The 17987-nt window shown below is 61.5% G+C and carries 17 protein-coding genes and 1 pseudogene; 7 read left to right on the top strand and 11 right to left on the bottom strand.

The window, feature by feature from the left end:
• Positions 1-87 precede the first annotated feature (87 nt).
• Together BMZ46_RS09230 and BMZ46_RS09225 are read right to left on the bottom strand one after the other, a co-directional pair.
• Positions 88-1026 carry an alpha/beta fold hydrolase gene (locus BMZ46_RS09230; protein WP_039767801.1) on the bottom strand — a complete coding sequence of 313 codons (939 nt, stop codon included), beginning with the start codon at positions 1024-1026 and terminating at the stop codon, positions 88-90.
• A gap of 16 nt (positions 1027-1042) precedes the next feature.
• Positions 1043-2497 carry a flavin-containing monooxygenase gene (locus tag BMZ46_RS09225; protein ID WP_074687777.1) on the bottom strand — a complete coding sequence of 485 codons (1455 nt, stop codon included), beginning with the start codon at positions 2495-2497 and terminating at the stop codon, positions 1043-1045.
• A gap of 190 nt (positions 2498-2687) precedes the next feature.
• On the opposite strand from BMZ46_RS09225, the gene BMZ46_RS09220 reads away from it, so the two are divergent.
• From BMZ46_RS09220 to BMZ46_RS09210, 3 genes and pseudogenes are all read left to right on the top strand, one after another.
• Positions 2688-3761: a diguanylate cyclase gene (locus BMZ46_RS09220; RefSeq protein WP_039767803.1), complete on the top strand. Its 1074-nt coding sequence runs from the start codon at positions 2688-2690 to the stop codon at positions 3759-3761.
• Between the two features lie 84 nt (positions 3762-3845).
• Positions 3846-5072 (top strand): M20/M25/M40 family metallo-hydrolase, encoded by a 1227-nt coding sequence (locus BMZ46_RS09215; protein ID WP_074687778.1) that lies wholly within the window; start codon positions 3846-3848, stop codon positions 5070-5072.
• Between the two features lie 129 nt (positions 5073-5201).
• Positions 5202-5393 (top strand): annotated as a pseudogene (locus BMZ46_RS09210) (hypothetical protein); the annotation flags it as partial.
• 78 nt (positions 5394-5471) lie between these two features.
• On the opposite strand, the gene BMZ46_RS09205 reads toward BMZ46_RS09210, so the two are convergent.
• From BMZ46_RS09205 to BMZ46_RS09170, 8 genes are all read right to left on the bottom strand, one after another.
• Entirely contained in the window at positions 5472-6341 is an 870-nt protein-coding gene (locus BMZ46_RS09205) for an isocitrate lyase/PEP mutase family protein (RefSeq protein WP_007956238.1), read from the bottom strand.
• Between the two features lie 160 nt (positions 6342-6501).
• Positions 6502-7536, bottom strand: a complete 1035-nt coding sequence (astA, locus tag BMZ46_RS09200) for an arginine N-succinyltransferase (RefSeq protein ID WP_074687779.1) — start codon at positions 7534-7536, stop codon at positions 6502-6504.
• Positions 7537-7591: 55 nt separating this feature from the next.
• The gene (locus tag BMZ46_RS09195) at positions 7592-8608 is read right to left on the bottom strand and encodes an arginine N-succinyltransferase (RefSeq protein WP_074687780.1); all 1017 of its coding nucleotides are present in this window, start codon (positions 8606-8608) and stop codon (positions 7592-7594) included.
• 118 nt (positions 8609-8726) lie between these two features.
• Positions 8727-10076 (bottom strand): APC family permease, encoded by a 1350-nt coding sequence (locus BMZ46_RS09190; protein WP_039767808.1) that lies wholly within the window; start codon positions 10074-10076, stop codon positions 8727-8729.
• An 87-nt stretch (positions 10077-10163) separates the two neighbouring features.
• Positions 10164-10916, bottom strand: coding sequence for an N-formylglutamate amidohydrolase (locus BMZ46_RS09185; protein WP_074687781.1), 753 nt, complete (start codon positions 10914-10916; stop codon positions 10164-10166).
• On the bottom strand, positions 10900-12231 hold the full coding sequence (locus BMZ46_RS09180) for a type I glutamate--ammonia ligase (protein ID WP_074687782.1): 1332 nt from the start codon (positions 12229-12231) through the stop codon (positions 10900-10902). The genes BMZ46_RS09185 and BMZ46_RS09180 overlap by 17 nt, the downstream gene beginning before the upstream one ends.
• Positions 12228-12872 (bottom strand): cysteine hydrolase family protein, encoded by a 645-nt coding sequence (locus BMZ46_RS09175; protein ID WP_074687783.1) that lies wholly within the window; start codon positions 12870-12872, stop codon positions 12228-12230. The genes BMZ46_RS09180 and BMZ46_RS09175 overlap by 4 nt, the downstream gene beginning before the upstream one ends.
• A gap of 2 nt (positions 12873-12874) precedes the next feature.
• Entirely contained in the window at positions 12875-13729 is an 855-nt protein-coding gene (locus BMZ46_RS09170; RefSeq protein WP_074687784.1) for a MurR/RpiR family transcriptional regulator, read from the bottom strand.
• A gap of 319 nt (positions 13730-14048) precedes the next feature.
• Between BMZ46_RS09170 and BMZ46_RS09165 the strand changes: the two genes are divergently transcribed.
• Both BMZ46_RS09165 and cobF read left to right on the top strand, forming a co-directional pair.
• Positions 14049-14618, top strand: a complete 570-nt coding sequence (locus BMZ46_RS09165; protein ID WP_074687785.1) for a histidine phosphatase family protein — start codon at positions 14049-14051, stop codon at positions 14616-14618.
• Positions 14618-15373, top strand: a complete 756-nt coding sequence (cobF, locus tag BMZ46_RS09160) for a precorrin-6A synthase (deacetylating) (protein ID WP_039767814.1) — start codon at positions 14618-14620, stop codon at positions 15371-15373. The genes BMZ46_RS09165 and cobF overlap by 1 nt, the downstream gene beginning before the upstream one ends.
• Here the strand turns inward: cobF and ftrA are convergent.
• Positions 15342-16331 carry a transcriptional regulator FtrA gene (gene ftrA, locus BMZ46_RS09155; protein WP_039767815.1) on the bottom strand — a complete coding sequence of 330 codons (990 nt, stop codon included), beginning with the start codon at positions 16329-16331 and terminating at the stop codon, positions 15342-15344. The genes cobF and ftrA overlap by 32 nt on opposite strands.
• A 100-nt stretch (positions 16332-16431) precedes the next feature.
• On the opposite strand from ftrA, the gene BMZ46_RS09150 reads away from it, so the two are divergent.
• Together BMZ46_RS09150 and BMZ46_RS09145 are read left to right on the top strand one after the other, a co-directional pair.
• Positions 16432-16866: a rhodanese-like domain-containing protein gene (locus tag BMZ46_RS09150; protein WP_039767816.1), complete on the top strand. Its 435-nt coding sequence runs from the start codon at positions 16432-16434 to the stop codon at positions 16864-16866.
• A 253-nt stretch (positions 16867-17119) separates the two neighbouring features.
• Positions 17120-17899, top strand: coding sequence for an ABC transporter substrate-binding protein (locus tag BMZ46_RS09145; RefSeq protein WP_039767817.1), 780 nt, complete (start codon positions 17120-17122; stop codon positions 17897-17899).
• Positions 17900-17987: the final 88 nt, after the last annotated feature.

Here is a 17987-nt window from a genome sequence, read left to right as displayed (position 1 = left end):
GTAAAGGATGTCGGAAAAGATCGCAGCCTTCGCCGACGCGGGCAAACGAAGAATCCTACGAACTTCATTCTGCCAACGACTGACCGTTTACCTGTCCTGGCGCGAGTTTTCCCCCAGAAACTCCCGATACAGACGTGCCGTGTTCGACGGTTGTTCGACCATCGGCATATGGCCGACACCATCCCAGACATCGACCCGCAGATTGCTGATGCCTTTGCTCCACACCGGTACGCTGCTGACGTCGATCAACCGGTCCTTGCGGCCCCATAGCAACAGCGCCGGGCATTTGATGTCCGGCAGTTTCGGTTCCATCGGCGGGCTGGCGCGAAAATCCCGGAAGATCTCTTCCAGTTCGTCGCGGCATTGTTCGTAGCGCTGGGCGATCGCGTCGAGCACCAGACCGGGCACCCACGGTGGCGAGGCCATGGTCATGGCATAGAAACGTCGGAATTCTTCCCGGGAATTGATCAGAAACGGATTGTGCCCACGGGCGAGGTGGCGCTCCATGTCGCTGGGCTCGGGCGCTGTGACACCCGCCGGGTCGATCAGCGCCACCGAAGCAATGCGATCCGGGTAGGTCGCCGCCAGCCACGCGGCGATGTAGCCGCCCATGGAGTTGCCGATCACATGGACTTTCTCGACGCCGCAGACGTCGAGCAACTGGATCATGCGTTTGGCCTGCACCGGAATGTCGTAGCCACCGCCGGCCTTGAAGCCGGTTTCGCCGTGGCCGGCCAGGTCCGGAATGATCACCCGGTACTGCCCGACAAAATGCCGGGCGAAGCGCAGCCACAGGTTTTTTTCAGCGCTGTAGCCGTGCAGCATCAAAATGCTGCTCGACGCTTCATAAGGCCCGCCTTGCCAGGTCGACACGGTCATTTCGGCAATCGGCACTTCAATCTTGTGCAACCGGTATAGCCTGGCCTCCAGGGCCGCGCTCAGATCGTAGAGCCAGTGGCCGACCGCCGGGTAACTCAACCAGCTCCAGGCCACGAAAACCGCGAGGGCGACAAACAGCAAAAGCATCGTGGGTCTTCCTTGTTCAAGACAGAATGTGGTCGGCCGGTTTCAGCGCCCGGGTCAACCGGTGGTAGCTGAAACTGAAGCCGGGGAACATCGCGATCACATGACCGCTTTTGCTTTGATACCAACTGTGGCAGCCGCCGGTTTTCCAGACCGTGCGTTCCATTTCTCGGTGAATCATCTGAGTGTAGGTACGTTCTGCTTCGGGGCGAACCTCGATGCTGCGCAGACCATTGGCCTGCAAGATGCGGATGCAGTCGAGGATGTAGTTCATCTGCGATTCGATGATGAACAGCGCCGAGGTGTGGCCGATGCCGGTGTTCGGCCCGGTGACGATAAACAGGTTGGGAAAGTCCGGCAGGCTCGTGCCGAGGTAGGCGCGCGGGTACTGCGCCCAGACATCGCGCAGTTGCACGGCGTTTTTTCCGCTGACCGGGTAGGAAATCACGCCGTCGGTGGCGTCGTAACCGGTCGACCAGACGATCAGATCGACGTCGATGTGCTGGCCATCGGTGGTGACGATGCCGGTTTCGTCGAGGCTGGCGATGCCTTGCTCGCGGCTGTGCAACGTGACGTTGGGCCGGGTCAGTGCCGGGTAGTAGGTGCTGGAGAGCAGCACCCGTTTGCAGCCGATGGTGAAGTCCGGTGTCAGTTTTTTCCGCAACTCGGGGTCAGTCACCTGGCGTTTGAGAAACTTCAGGGCGTGTCGCTGCACCATGTGAATCGCCGGTTTCGAGTATTTGAAGGCGATGACCCGGGTTTCGAATTGCCAGTAGATCATCCAGCGCAGCAGTTTGTAGGCCGGTTTCAGACCCAGCAGCCAGCGCTGGAATCGCCCGAACGTACGATCAGCCCGGGGCAGCACCCAATGCGCTGTGCGCTGAAACACATGCAATTGGGCGACCTTCGGTGCAATGGCCGGAATCACCTGTGCCGCACTGGCACCGCTGCCGACAATCGCCACGCGTTTACCGTGATAGTCGTAGCTGTGATCCCAATTGTTTGTATGAAAGGTCTTGCCCTGAAAGCGATCCTGGCCGGGAAAGTGTGGGATAACCGGCTGGCTCAGCGGCCCGGTGGCATTGATCAGGAACTGCGCATAAAAAATGCCTTTGGTTCCGGTGTATACGGCCCAGCGTTTGTCGTTGTCGTTCCATTCGACGCGCTCGACATTGGCCTCCAGTTCTACCCGATCACCGAGGCCGAAGCGCTCCACCACATGGTCGGTGTAGCGGTGCAGTTCAGCCTGTTCGGCGAACATCTGGGTCCAGCGGTAAGGCGCAAACGACAGCGAATACAGCGGCGACGGCACATCCACTGCTGCGCCGGGGTAGGTGTTCTGGCACCAGGTGCCGCCGAAGAAGTCGCGGCGCTCCAGCAAGCGAAAGTCGTCGATACCGGCCTTGAGCAGGTTGACCGCCGCGCACTGGCCGCCAAAACCGCTGCCGATGATCAACACTTGATAGGTCTGCATGGGCCTCCTTTTTAGAGTCTTTTTTCCATTTTCTTCCTTTCATGTATAGCCAATCATTTGCTCGCCGTGTGGTGCTGATGACGGGGTATTCGGCCCGCTGGCCGGTGATGGCTATTTGACGTTGCCCTGATAGACTCCCAATACATCGGGTCTGCGGTCTGCGCAGTGCCGTCGAGTGGTCGAGGCCCCTATGGGAAGAACGGGAGGAAAGGGACTTTCACTGGCCAGGAGGCTCTATACATCGCGAATCCTCGGGCTGGTTCTGGGGCTTTTGTGCGTGAGCGTCGCGATGTATCCACTCGATCCGCCGGCCTGGGTCTGGGCGGTGATGCTGTTCAACGGCCTGGTCTGGCCGCACCTCGCGTATCAATGGGCGCGCCGGGCGAAGGTTCCGTACCACGCCGAACACCGTAATTTGTTGATCGACGCCTTTCTCGGTGGCTTCTGGGTCGCCGCCATGCACTTCAATCCCTTGCCCAGTGCCACGACCATTTCGATGATGGCGATGAACAACGTCGCTATCGGTGGTGCTCGTTTTCTATTGGCCGGAGCGGCGGCGCAGTTGCTCGGCGTCGGCGTCGGGCTGGTGGTGTTTGCCCCCGCGCTCGTCCCGATGACCACGCCGGCACAGCTCTATGCCTGTCTGCCGTTGTTGATGCTGTATCCGCTGGCGCTGGGCTGGATCTGCTTTCGCCAGGCCTACACCCTCGGCTTGCATAAACGCGAATTGCTGGCCCTGAGCCGCACCGACAGCCTCACCGGTCTGCTCAATCACGGCGCCTGGAAGGATCAACTGGAAGTCGAGTTTCAACGCTGCAAACGCCAGCAGAGCGGTGCGGCGATTGCGCTGATCGACATCGACCATTTCAAGGCGATCAACGACACCTACGGCCATGTGGCTGGCGATATCGTCCTGCGCCAGCTGAGCAAGATGCTCAAGCAGAACCTGCGTTTGGCCGATGTGGCGGGGCGCTACGGCGGTGACGAATTTTGCGTGATCCTGCCGGACTTGCCGCTGTTCAATGCGGTGCAGGCGATGGAAGCCTTGCGTGAGCGTTTTTCCTTTCTGGTGTACGAACAGAACCCGGCGCTGAAAGTCAGCCTGAGCATCGGTCTGGCGGCACTCGATCCGGCCCAAGGCGACGCGACACGCTGGCTCGATGACGCCGACCAGGCGCTGTACGAAGCCAAGGCCGGCGGGCGTAACCGGGTGATTTGCTGCAGCGACGACAAGCCGCGGCGCGAGGTATTCGATTCGGTTTGAACGGATCGGGTGTCGCATCCGGGATGGAGCCTTGGGGCGATGTCAGGTACGGTTCAGTACCCGACACGAAACAAGGATTGATTCATGACGTTCAATTTCCGTCGTTCTCTGCTGGCCGGTCTGTCCCTCACTTTTGCAGCCTCCGGTGTCTTTGCCGAACCACACAAACAAGTGCTGGCCGACGCCGAGCAATACAAGCCCGAAGCCCTGAAATTGCTCGAGCGCCTGGTCAATATCGACTCCGGTTCCGGCTATGAACCGGGGCTCAAGCAAGTCAGCGAAATCGCCATCGACGAGCTGAAAAAGCTCGGCGCCACCATCGAGCTGGTGCCCAATACGCCGGAAAAAACCAACCATGTGCTCGCCACGCTCAAAGGCACAGGCAAGGCGAAAATCCTGCTGATGGCGCATATGGACACGGTGTTCAAGGAAGGCTCCGTCGCCGAGCGACCGTTTCACATCAAGGATGGCCGCGCCTACGGGCCGGGCGTGATGGACGACAAGGGCGGGATCGTCGCCGGCATCTACGCGCTGAAAATTCTGAAGAACCTCGACTTCAAGGACTACGCGCAAATCACCTTCCTGCTCGACGCCAGCGAAGAAACCGGCTCGGACGTCGCCACCGACCTGATCAAGAAAACCGCCAAACTTCACGACGTCACCCTCAACCTCGAACCGGGCCGCCCGGCCGATGGCCTGGTGGTGTGGCGCAAGGGCAGCGCAACCGCTCTGGTCGAAGTCAAGGGCAAGGCGGCCCACGCCGGCGTCGCGCCGGAACTGGGGCGCAACGCGGCGATGGAGGCGGCGCATCAGATCCTGCAACTGGGCAAGCTGGGCGACGAAGCCAGGAAAACCACCATCAACTTCACCGTGCTCAAGGCCGGTGATCGCACCAACGTGATCCCGGATCAGGCCACGGCCAAGGCTGACGTGCGGGCGGCGGTGCCGGAAGAGTTCGACCGGATCGAGAAGGATCTGGCGCGGGTGTCGCAGGACAAGTTGATCCCCGATACCGAAGTGAAGACCTCGCTGCAACGCGGCTTGCCACCGATGCCGCAGACGGCGGAGTCGGATCGTTTGATGGCGATGGCGCAAGGGATTTACGGCGAAATCGGCCGCAAGTTGACCGAAGAAGGCAGCGGCGGGGCGGCGGATGCGAGCCTGTCGGCCGGAGTGGGGACGCCGACGCTGGACGGGTTCGGGATTGTTGGCGGCAACATTCATACGCCGGAGGAATACGCGGAGGTGGAGAGCGTGGCGCCGCGGATTTATCTGTTGTCGCGGATGATTATGGAGTTGGCGAAACGGTAACAGCCGCCTGATCGTTCCCACGCTCTGCGTGGGAATGCCTCAACGGACGCTCCGCGTTCGGCTCTGGAAGGGACGCAGAGCGTCCCGGGCTGCATTCCCACGCGGAGCGTGGGAACGATCGACGATCAGGTGCACCGTTTTGTAGTCGTGCGCGATCTGGCGGACACCTTTTCCAGTCTCGACCTCAAGGGTATTTCCGATTGTGATCTGACGCGCATTACCAGCGCAGTGCATCTGTTGATGCGAGAGGGATGCGCCATTCTGAACGTGATTCAGACGCGGGCATTACAGCGGGAGGAAGGCTTCAAGACAGCGGTCTAGCGGTTTCGCGGCGGGCGCCATGCGAGTGGACTCGTGATGGCGTCGGGCCGCTCTGCCTCTTTGTAGCGTGGTGCGAGGTTACTCTTTGACGCTCATGTATTCCTTGGCCCAGAGGATGTATTCCTCAGGCTGGGTGTAGGTGTGGGTCAGTTCGGTGGCGCTCAGGTCGGAAGCCTGGGTGAAGATCTGGCGCTGTTCGCGAAGGCTGTCGTAAGTCGCTTTGATCGCCGCGAAGTAGGCACCGTGGCCGTCGATGGTCACGCGCACACCCAGTTCGGCCAAGCGTTTGTCGTCGCGCAGCGCCGGGTTGCCGTAGGTCACCAGCATCAGCGGGACGGTCAGGTGTTCGGCGATCTGCTCGAGCTGGTCGAAGTCCTGGATACCCACCATGCAGATACCGTCGGCACCGGCGGCCTGGTACTGCTTGGTGCGGCTGATGATTTCCTGGTTCGGCAGGATGCCGGCGTTGGTCCGGGCGATGATCGCCATTTCCGAATCGACCCGGGCTTCCAGTGCCGCGCGGATCTTGCCGACGCCTTCGGCGACGGTGATCAGGTCGGTGGATTTGCGGCCGAATTGTGCTGGCAGCAGGGTGTCTTCGATGGTCAGCGCGGCGACGCCGGCGCGTTCCAGTTCAACGATGGTGCGCATCACGTTGAGGGCGTTGCCGTAGCCGTGGTCGGCGTCGGCGATCACCGGTAATTGGGCGACGCGGCCGATGCGGGTGGCCTGCTCAGCGAATTCGCTGAGGGTGATCAGAGCAAAGTCCGGAGCGCCCAGCACCTGCAATGAGGCGACCGAGCCGCCGAGAATCCCTACTTCAAAACCCAGGTCAGCGGCGATGCGGGCAGACATCGGATCGAACACCGAGGCGGTGTGATAGCAGGTGTCGGAAGCCAGCAGCTGACGGAAGTTACGGCGCAAATCTTGATGAGAAAGCCTGGTCATACGAGTTCCACCAATACAAAGGAATGGAAAGGCTTGAGCAAAGGTGTCAACGCCGAAGGTGAAAAGGCTATCACGCCAATGGGTCAAGGATCATGACGAATTAACGAGGACGTTAACCAGGAAAAACCTGTTCAGGCGCTTTCTCTCCAGGAATTTGAGCTCAGGCCGCCACCGCCTGCTGCTGTCGATTGGGCAACGGCACCGCCCGCACCGAGTTGCCCGGTTGCAATTGCAGGCGTTTGGCGGTCAGGCGGTCGATCACCAGACTACTGCCGACCCGGCGTCCCGCCGCGACGGTGATGCGGCAGTTTTCCAGGCGCCGATTGTGGATCAGCCACAGCGGCGCCTGATCGTCCGGCGTGCCGATGCTCAGGGTCAGTTCCAGGCTGTCGCGCACCGTGCGGATGCTTCGGATCGGCGCCTCGATCACCGGGCCGCCGTCAAATATGTCGATATAGCCTTTATGGGCAAAACCCTCGGCCTGGAGGATTTTCAGCGCCGGCTCGGTGTTGGGGTGGGCCTGACCGATCACGGCCTGGGCCTGTTCGGTGAGCAGGCAGGTGTACAGCGGCTGGCGCGGCATCAGTTCGGCGATGAAGGCCTTGTTGCCGAGCCCGGACAGATGGTCGGCGTGGCTGAAGTCCATCTGGAAGAAGTGCCGGCCTAGACTGTCCCAGAACGGCGAACGGCCTTGTTCGTCGGCACTGCCGCGCAGTTCGGCGATCATTTTTTCGCCGAACAGGTGCGGGAATTCGGCAACAAACAGCAAACGCCCCAGCGACAGCAGACGTCCATTGCTGCCGTGGCGCTGGTCGTGGCGCAGGAACAGCGAGCACAGTTCCGATTGGCCGGTCAGTTCATTGTTGAGGAACAGCGTCGGAATCTGCCGCTGAATACCCAGGTCCGGCGCCGAACTGACGGTCAGCCCGACCCGATAGTTGTACCACGGCTCGCGCAGGCCGACGGCCCCGGCCAGGGCGCTGACGCCGACCACGCGCTGTTCGTCGTCTTCAAGCACGAACAGGTAATCGGCATCGGCCCGCTCGACCTGCTCGGCGAACGCCCGTTGTGCCCAGCGCACCCGGTGGGCCAGGCGATCTTCGTTGGCGGGCAGGGTGGTGAACCCCGGCCCGGCCTGTTGCACCAGCGTCATCAGCGCTGGCAGGTCGCTGACTTGGACCGGACGGACAATCATGCTGCAACTCCTTTTGCGCGCCTGCTCGGGCACTGTCGTTGGGTAGGGGCGCGGTTCACAGGGCGATCATCCGGATCGTACCGCCAGTGCGGACGTTGAGCGCCGCGCACAGGGCCGGGTCAAGCGCCAGGGGCTGACCGGGCTGGAAATCCAGCTCGGCGACCACCGCCCGAAAGCCATGCAGCGCCTCATTGCTCACCAGATAGCGACCGCGGGCATCAATCAGGGATTGCTCCTGAACCGTGGCGGTCTGGCTCTGCGCGATCGAACGGATGTTGGCGGTACGTGCATACAAGGTCGGGCCGGCATCGAACAGGTCGATGTAGCTGTTGGTTTCAAAACCTTCGCGCTCGAGGATGTCGAAGGCTTCCTGGCCGTCCGGGTGAATGCGGCCGATGCAGTCCTGCGCCGTTTGCGGCAGCATTGGCACGTAGATCGGGTATTGCGGCATCAGCTCGGCGAGAAACGTACGGCTCTGCAAGCCGCACAGGCGCTCGGCCTCGACGTAGGGCAGGTCGAAGAAATGTTTGCCCAGCGCATCCCAGAATGGTGAATGCCCTTGCTCGTCGCTGTAACCGACGATTTCGGTGATCACCGCTTCGGCAAAACGTGGCGCGTGGGCGGCGATGAACAGCAGCCGTGCCCGCGACAGCAATTCGGAAAACGGCGTGCGCACCAGTGCCGCGTCGATGTGGAAACCGCGCAGCAGTGTGTGCCCGCTCAGGTCGTGACACAGCGACAGCGCCGGCACGCCGTGCTCGATGTTCAGCTCCCGCGAGGCGCTGGTGAAGTGGCGGTTGCGCAGGCTGTAGAACGGTTCGTTGAAACCTGCGGTGGCGAGAATTTCCGAACAGCCGACCAGTCGATGGCTGTCGATGTCTTCCAGCACAAAGAAGTAATTCTCCGGGCCTTGAGCCGCCGCATCGCTGTCGAACGAGGCGCAGGACGCGGCGATTTTTTCGCCCAGGCGTTCGCTGTCGTCCGGCAGGGATGTGACGCCTACCAGGCTGTCGCGCGCCAATTGTTGTAATTGAGGCAGGTCGTTTGGCTCGACTGGACGTAAGACCAGCATGGATGCACTCCTGTATCAAAAGGTTCGGCCCATTCGCCGAACCTGACTATCACTGTCGGTTTCCACGCGTTAAAGCGGCGGTCGCCTGATTTGTTGTCAGACGCCGCTCTTTTTCTTGTCAGCCATTGCTCGGGTCAGGCAGCGCGGTACTGGCGCCGAGCTTGTTCAGGAAGAACAGGTACACCAGACCCAGTGCAATCCAGATCAGGCCGAGTTTCTGGGCATCGACGCCCATGTTGTACATGATGGCCGCGACGATGATGAAGCCGATCACCGGGCAGATCAGGTGACGGATCACCTGTCCGGATCTCTGCCGGCGCCAGTAGTAGTTGATCACGGTCAGGTGCAGCAGCATGAAGCCGCTCAGGGCACCGAAGTTGACCAGCGAAGTCAGGGTGTCCACCGAATTGATGAACAGGTAGCAGATCACCAGCGACAGCACGGCCACCAGATAAATGCTCAGGTACGGCGTGTTGTGTTTCGGGTGCACCTTGGCCAGCACTTTCGGCAACTTGCCGTCGCGGGCCATGCCGAACAGCAGGCGCGAGACCGCCGCTTGCGAAGTGATTGCCACCGCCACGCCCCAGGCCAGGGCCGTGGCCACGCCGGTCAAGGTCGCGAGCCAGCTGCCGGCTGCGATTTCGGCGATTTCATAGAACGCAGTGTCGGCGGACTTGAAGCCCATGCCCGCTGCCAGATCGGTAGCGATCCAGGTTTGCGCGACGAAAATCACACCCATCACCACCAGCGTGATCAACGCCGCTTTGCCGACGCTGCGGCCCGGATCGCCCTTGATCTCTTCGGCGAGGGTGGAGATCGCATCGAAGCCGAGGAACGACAGCACCGCAATCGACACCGCTTGCATCAGCAGGGCGAAGTTGAAGGTTTCCGGGTGATACAGCGGCGCGAGGGTCAACTGGCCGTTGCCGCCACCGTTGTGCAGGGCGTTCCAGGCGTAGAACAGGAAAATCCCCAGTACCACCAGTTGCGCCAGCAGGAACAGGATGTTCATGCGAGCAGTGAAGGTGATGCCGCGCAGGTTGACGAAGGTCGCGCTGACCAGGAACGCCAGAATGAAGCCGACTTTCGGGATGTCCGGGTACAGATGGTTGAGCGCCATCGCCGCGTAGACGTAAAGCAGCGGCGGAATCAGCAGGTAATCGAGCAGCATCAGCCAGCCGGCGATGAAGCCGACGTGTTGATTCAGACCCCGTTGCGCGTAGGAATACACCGATCCGGCAATCGGAAAGGCTCGGGCCATGCTGCCGTAGCTGAGCGCGGTGAAAACCATCGCGACCATGCCGATGATGTACGCCAGAGGCACCATCCCCGGTGCCTCGGCGTTGACGTAGCCATACACGCCAAACGGGGCGATGGGGATCATGAAGATCATCCCGTACACCACCAGGTCGGTCAGTGTCAGGCTACGTTTCAACTCCTGTTTGTAGCCGAACTCTTCTATTTCCATGAAGCGCAACTCCTTGTCAGCCAATCGGTCGTTTTAGTTGTTATATCGGTCCGTCGTTTACAGCATCAGCAGTGGTTACAACATTTTTTACAGCAGTGGTGCCAGATAATTCGCCCAGCGAGAAACCGCTTCCGGGCTGCGCAGCAGGTCGTTGCGCACTTCGATCAACACCGAATCGAGGCCCCGGGCGTCGCCGTGCACCGGCACGGTCATGTCGCCCAGCGGGTCGATCTTGTACGGCTGGTTGCCGGCGACTTTCAGCGGGTGTCGTTCCAGACCGTCGAGCATCCGTTGGGCATAGGCCCGGGCCTGACCGAACAGTACGCCGACTTCCAGCTCGCGCGGCTGGCCGTAATACACCGGGGTGAAACTGTGAATCCCTACCACCCGCACCGGTCGACCTTCGGCCAGACGTGCATCGATCAGTTGTTGCAGGCGCGTGTGAAACGGCTTGAACAGGCACTGGCGCCGGTATTCGCGGGTGGCCTCGTCGAGCTCGCGGTTGCCCGGCACCTGGTAGATCTCGCTCTGCGCCGGGATGCTGTCGGGCGCATGCCGGGGGCGATTGAGGTCGATCAGCAGGCGCGAATAATTGGCGCTCAGCAGCGTCGCACCCAGTCGCTCCGACAGTTGCTCGGCCAGCGCCAGGGCTCCAATGTCCCAGGCGATGTGTTCGCGCGCGGCCGTGTCATCCAGGCCCAGGTTGTTCAGGGCCTCGGGGATGTAGCGGCTGGCGTGTTCGCACACCAGAATCAGCGGGTGCGTCGAATCTTCACGGCTCAGGTTGTAGACCGGTCGGGTGTACAACCCAAGCTCAACGGATTCAGTACAGGCGTGCATAGTGCTCACAAAGATCAGCGGGCGAGAGCTGTTCCGTCAGCGCCAGTTCCTCGGTTTTAAGGGCGAAAAAAGTATCGAGCAACGCGCTTGGCAGCGCTTCGACCAGCGCTTCACTGCGACGCAGGCAATCCAGTGCCTGGGCCAGGGAGGCGGGCAGGGCAACGATGCCCCGGGCCTTGCGTTGTTCGTCGTTGAGTGAATCGGGGATTTCATCGGTGATCGCGTTCAGCGCCAGACGCTGCTCGATGCCCAGGCGTCCGGCGATCAGCAGCGCAGCCATTGCCAGATGCGGTGAGGCGGTGGCGTCCATGGCGCGGAATTCCAGGTTGTATTGCCTCGCCACGGGCTTGTTGCCCACGCTCACGGTCGGGCAGATGCGCAGCGCCGCTTCGCGATTCTGCTGGCCCAGACAGGCGTAGGACGCGCTCCAGTGATGCGGTTGCAAACGCTCATACGACACCGGCGTCGGTGCAGTGAACGCGCACAGTGCCGGCAAGTAATGCAGCACACCCGCCGCCCAATGCTGGCCGAGGGTCGACAGGCCATTGCTGGTGCCGGCGTCGTAGAACATCGGCTGACCGGCCAGATCGAGCAGGCTGACGTGCAGGTGCACGCCATTGCACACCGCGTCGGCAGCGGTCTTCGGCGCAAAGCTCAGATCCAGGCCCATCTGCCGGGCGATTTCGCGGGTGATCTCGCGCACGTTGACCGCGCGATCGGCTGCCGCCACGCCGAGGGTCGGGCGGCAGGTGATTTCGTATTGGTGCTTGCCGTATTCGGGCAGGAACATTTCCGGCTCGACGCCCCCGGCGCGCAACGCGCTGAGCAGCCAGCCACCGAATTCGGCGCCCTGGCGCTGGGCTTCGAGCGAGAACGCCAAATGTTCGGCAAACCCGGCGTGCAGGTTGAATTCGTGTTCGAACGCGGCGTTGATCTGCAGGCCAAGCTCATCGCGGTAGCGCTCGACCTCGTTGCGCAACAGCGTGCGCGGGCACGCCGCCCATGGCCGGCCATCAGTCTCGCGGATGTCGGCGTGGATGAAATCCAGCGCCGGCGCTGCGGCGTCCGGACCGTTGCCGACGGTGACGCGGCTGGCCAGATCGGGAATCAGCCGCAGGTCGCCATAAGCGCCCCACGGACTGGTCGAGGCAATGATGTCCTGCGGCGTCAACGCGCTGTTGGCCGGCACCCAGCCACAACCGGCGGCCTGATAGTGCTCCAGCTCATCGCTGGGAAACGAGCGGCCACGGGTGACGCCGATCAGGTCGGTGGTGACGATGGTGGTCATCGGCAACGGCGACAGGCGTTCGCTCATGGCTGCATCTCCTGCAACCGGCCGAGCACGGTGTCGGTGTCGGTGATCCAGCAGTAGCCCTTGATCGCGTTCAGGCAGGCGTCGTGGCGTGCTTCGGTCCAGGTCGCGCAGGCGTCCGCCACCAGAGTGACGAGGTAGCCACGGTCGGCGGCGTCGCGCACGGCCATGTCCACGCATTGGTCGGTGACGATCCCGGCGATGATCAGGTGACGGGTTTCCAGATTGCGCAGCACGTAGTCGATGTTGGTCGAGTTGAAAACCCCGGAAGAGGTCTTCGGCAGCACGATTTCGTTTTCCACCGGGCTCAGTTCGGCGATCACCTGTGCCTGCGGGCTGCCCTTGGGCAGGTGCATGTCCGACAGTTTGTGGTCCAGCGAGCGGTCGCGGCCGTCGGCAGTGAGGCTTTCGATCAGGGTATGCAGCACGTTCTGCCGAGCGTCGCGGAAGGCCTTGAGCAGGCGGACTTGATTGGGCACCACTTGCGAGCGCGTGCGGTTGAGGAAGTACGCGGCTTCCGGGCCTTCGAGGTGCGGGTCGAACTGCGGCTCGAGCCAGGCGCGCTGCATGTCGACCAGCAACAGGGCGGTGTGGTCGATGGCAAACGGTAGGTCCCGTGGCGAGCGATGGGGAAGGCTGAACATCCTTATTTATCCTCCAGCAAGTGGGTGTCGAAGTCGTTGCGCAGGGCATCGATGCCTTCCAGGCGATCGGCCAGGTCCGGGCTGCGCAGGGTCAGGCAGGCAATCAGTGCTTCAACCTGAGCCAGCGCCGGGACCATCGTGTCGAACGGCGAAGCCGACTCCACCGGGGCGCTGATGATCATGTCGGCCAGTTCGCGCAGCGGTGAGGCATAGATGTCGGTGAACAGCACGACGCGAGCATTGTTGTTTTTCGCGGCGCTGGCCACGCGCAAGGCCTGGGTCTGGTAACGGCGATAGTCGAACACCAGCACTACGTCCTGGCGTTGCAGATCGAACAGACGATCGGGCAGTTGCGCGTTGTCTTCCAGCGCAAAGCAGCCGGGGCGCAGCAGACGCAAATGATTGAGCAGGTAAGTCGCCATCAGGCTGCTGAAGCGTCCGCCGAAGCAGTAGACCTGATGCCGGGTGTCGAGCAGCCAGTCGGCGAGAATGCGCACGTCTTCCGGTTGGGTCAGGGCCTGGGTTTCGGCCAGCAGGTTGTGGCTGTGAGCCAGGTAATGACTCCAGGCATCGTCCTTGTTCTGATGCGAGCGCGGCTGCAACAGGGTACGCGGCGAGCGCAGGCGATGGTCCATGTCGCTGAGCAGGGCGTCCTGGAAGTCGGCGTAACCACCGAAGCCGAGTTTTTTCACCAGCCGCACGATGGTCGGATCGCTGACGCCGGCATGTTCGGCCAGGCGCGCCATCGGGCCAAGTCCGTTGCGTGGATACAGATCGAGCAAGGCGCGAACGACTTTGCGCTCCGACGGCGTCAGGTCAAGGCCGGGGTCGGTGATCAGGTCTCTTAAAGGGGGCATCCGGGCTCCTGCTGGATGGGGTGTTGAATTCGCTTCACAATCCGTTAAAACAGTATTTATGTAACTGGCGCTACATGTCTAGCGAATTTTTCGGCGTTTAGACCAGGCCCCAAAATGGGGCGCAATGCCCGTAACGCAAGGGCTACACGGATGTCGATCAGTCTTGTAGTCCATTGCCCATCGTGGTGTCAGACATTGCCGCTTTCAAATGCTTAAGGCATCAATCGACTTGTCCGGAGCCTCCCGGTTTACGGCACAATTGCCGCCGCATCAGCGACTTTGTCGATGACCGTCCTGTCTTCCAGCCGAGTGACTCCCCGTGCAGACCACCCGTTTGACATTGATCTGCCATGCCAGAACCGTCGCACAAAAATTGGCGTGTTTTCCTACGAACGAACCTGTTGAAGAAACGGCGCTGGCGTCCTGCTCGCTGGCTTTGCGTTTCGACACAGCATCGCGTCTGATTTGCGCCCCGGAACTGCGCACTCGCCAGACGGCGGCGTGGTTCGGCCATGAAGCGCAAATCGATCAGGCCCTGCGTGATTGCGACTGGGGACGCTGGCAAGGTCAGTCGATCAAGTATTTGCAACGGAACGAACCCGAGGCCTTGCAAACCTGGCTCGAAGATCCGCACGCCGCCCCCCATGGCGGTGAGTCGGTGGCGCAGTTGCGTGAGCGGGTCGCCGCGTGGCTGGTTTCACTGCAAGCCACCCCAGGGCACGTGGTGGCGGTTACCCATCCGTTCGTGATTCGTGCTGCCTTGATGCAGGTCGTGCAGGGTGAGGCGTTTCACAGCCTGGATGTCGAGCCGCTGGCGGCGGTCGATCTGCGATTTGCCGGGCGCTGGCGACTACGCTTGTCCGGCATGAGCCTGGAAGGAGCAGAGTAATGAAGCGATTGCTGGTGATCGGCATCGGTGCCGGTAACCCGGACTACATCACGATGCAGGCGGTGAAGGCGCTGAATCGGGTGGACGTGTTTTTCCTGATGGACAAGGGCCAGAGCAAGGACAAGCTGATCGACCTGCGGCGAGAAATCTGCGAACGCTACATCACCGATCGTACCTACCGTTTCGCCGAAGCCCACAGCCCGGAACGCGAGCGTGGCGATGTGGACTACAGCGCCAGCGTCGATGATCTGAACCGCGCCAAGCAGCAAACCTTCGAACGCCTGATCAATGACGAATTGTCTGACGGGCAGTGCGGCGGTTTTCTGGTGTGGGGCGACCCGGCGTTGTACGACAGCACCATTCGCATCCTGCAGGCGATTCTGGCCTCGGGGCGATGTGCGTTTGAATTCGAGGTCATTCCCGGCATCACCAGCGTTCAGGCCTTGGCGGCGCAACACAAGGTGCCGTTGAACACCATCGGCCGCTCGATTGAGATCACCACCGGCCGACGCCTGGCGGCGGGGCAGGTGAGTGACACGGACAGTCTGGTGGTGATGCTCGACGCGGAAGATTCCTACCACCAGGTGGCGGATCGGGAGACCGAGATTTACTGGGGCGCCTACCTCGGCACGCCGGACGAAATCCTCATCCATGGCAAGCTCAGCGACGTTGCCGATGAGATCGAGCGGGTGCGCAAAGCTGCGCGGGTCGAGCATGGCTGGATCATGGACACTTATCTGTTGCGCAAGCCTTGATCTCTCGACCAAAGCGTTCGCGATACACCGACGGCGGCACCCCGACCACGCTGCGAAACGCCACACGAAAGCTTTCCACCGAGCGATAACCGCAGCGCAAGGCGATCTGCTCGGTGTTCTGCGGCGTGCTTTCCAGTAATTCCCGGGCTCGGGCCAGGCGTTCGTGCTGCAACCAGGCCTTGGGTGACTGGCCGCTGGCTTCGCTGAATTTGCGCAGGAAGGTGCGTTCGCTCATCGCCGCTTCGCTGGCCAGATCGCGCACTTCCAGCGGTTCGTGCAGGCGCTCGCGGGCCCACTGCATCACGCGCGACAGATCGCTGCGCGGCGTCGGGCTGACCGGCGTCGGAATGAATTGCGCCTGACCGCCGGTACGTTGTGGCGACATCACCAGCCGTCGCGCCACCGAGTTGGCGATCTGGGTGCCGAAGTCCCGCGCCACCAGATGCAGGCAGGCGTCGATCCCGGCTGCGCTGCCGGCCGAGGTAATCAATTGGCCGGAATCCACGTAAAGCACATCCGGATCGACATCGATGGCCGGAAAGCGCTCGGCCAGCTCCGAGGTGTAGCGCCAGTGAGTGGTGGCGCCGTGCCCGTCGAGCAGGCCGCTGGCCGCCAGAACAAACACCCCGGAGCAGATCGACAGCAACCGGGCGCCGCGTGAATGGGCATCACGCAATGCTTCAAGCAAGGCTTCCGGCACCGGCGCATTTCGGTCGCGCCAGCCGGGAATGATGATGGTCCGCGCATCCGCCAACAATTCCAGACCACCGTCCGCCAGCACCTGAATCCCGCCCATCGCGCGCATCGGCCCTTGATCGACCGCCGCAATGCAGTGCGCGTACCACGGGAAATCGAACTCCGGCCGGGCCAGGCCAAAGATCTCCACGGCGATGCCGAACTCGAATGTGCAGAGGCCGTCGTAGGCCAGAATCGCGACCAATCCAGGTGAATCAGGCATTTGGCGGAAAATTCCCGGTGAGTGTCTTGTGCGCCACTGTAGCGGCAAGCGGCGCCTCGATAAAGTCTGTTCATGCCCACCGACAACGGAGTGATTCAACATGCCCAGCCTGGTTCGCGAGATTCCTGCAGCGCCTTCGGCCATTGCCCTGATGCATTTCAGCAACCGTCTGACCTTCGAAACCGATTGTTCCGATGTCTTCAGCAGCCAGCAGGCCGGCGAAGTCGACTTTGTGCTGGTGGACGTGCGCGGGCCGCTGGCCTTCGAGCGTGGACATGTGCCAGGGGCGATCAACATTCCCGGGCGTTTGCTGACGGCGGAAGGGCTGGTGGACTACCCAAAAAACACGCTTTTCGTGGTTTATTGCGCCGGCCCTCACTGCAATGGTGCCAATAAGGCCGCGGTGAAGCTGGCGGCGTTGGGCTATCCGGTCAAGGAGATGATCGGTGGAGTGACCGGGTGGCTGGATGAAGGCTTTCAGTTGAGTGTTGCGACACCACGCGTCGCCACCGCGCCGATCGCCTGCGATTGCTGATAGCCGGAGGGTTGCCGCTTCGGCGGCACTTTTGTCGGCTTTGTCCTACAACCCTCGCACCGCTCCGGCGCACACTTTTCCCACGTGATGGCACTCGCCGATTTTCTGTAAGTATTTGTCGCTTAAAAACAATTTGCCCCGTGCGCGCCGCCATAGACTGCCGGCCACTTCGGTTTTTTTGCGCTGTACAGCCCAAGGCCGAACCTGACAATCGAAAGCTGCCAATAAAAGCCTCCGCACACGGGAGTAATAAATGAAAAAGCTGGTTATGTTCGGTGCCCTGGCACTGTCGATGTTGTCCCTGACCGCCGTGGCCGAAGACGCCAAGCCGATCCGTATCGGTATCGAAGCCGGTTACCCGCCATTCTCGATGAAAACCCCTGACGGCAAACTGGCCGGTTTCGACGTGGACATCGGCGACGCGCTGTGTGAGCAGATGAAAGTCAAATGCACCTGGGTCGAGCAGGAGTTCGACGGCCTGATCCCGGCGTTGAAAGTGAAGAAGATCGACGCGATCCTGTCCTCGATGACCATCACTGACGACCGCAAGAAAAACGTCGATTTCACCATCAAGTACTACCACACCCCGGCGCGCTTCGTGATGAAGGCCGGTTCCGGCGTGAAAGACCCGCTGGTCGAGCTCAAAGGCAAGAAAGTCGGCGTGCTGCGTGCCAGTACCCACGACCGTTACGCCACCGAAGTGCTGGTGCCGGCCGGGATCGAGCTGGTGCGTTACGGCTCGCAGCAGGAAGCCAACCTGGACATGGTCTCCGGTCGTATCGACGCGATGCTGGCCGACTCGGTCAACCTGAGCGACGGCTTCCTGAAAACCGACGCCGGCAAAGGCTTCGAATTCGTCGGCCCGACCTACGAAGACGCCAAGTACTTCGGCGGTGGCGCCGGTATTGCGGTGCGTAAAGGCGATACCGAGCTGGCGGAGAAATTCAACGCCGCCATCAACGAAATCCGCGCCAACGGCAAGTACAAGCAAGTGCAGGACAAGTACTTCGACTTTGACGTGTACGGCCATTAATACGCCGTAGAAAAAAGTGGCCCCGTTGACGCGGTGGCCACTTTTTTTTCGCCCGTGATTTATCCTGTCAGCACATTTTCAATGCAGT

The sequence above is a fragment of the Pseudomonas sp. NFIX49 genome, from assembly GCF_900115915.1.
Classification (GTDB): Bacteria; Pseudomonadota; Gammaproteobacteria; order Pseudomonadales; family Pseudomonadaceae; genus Aquipseudomonas; species Aquipseudomonas pharyngis.
This window is presented reverse-complemented; position numbering and strand designations above follow the sequence as displayed.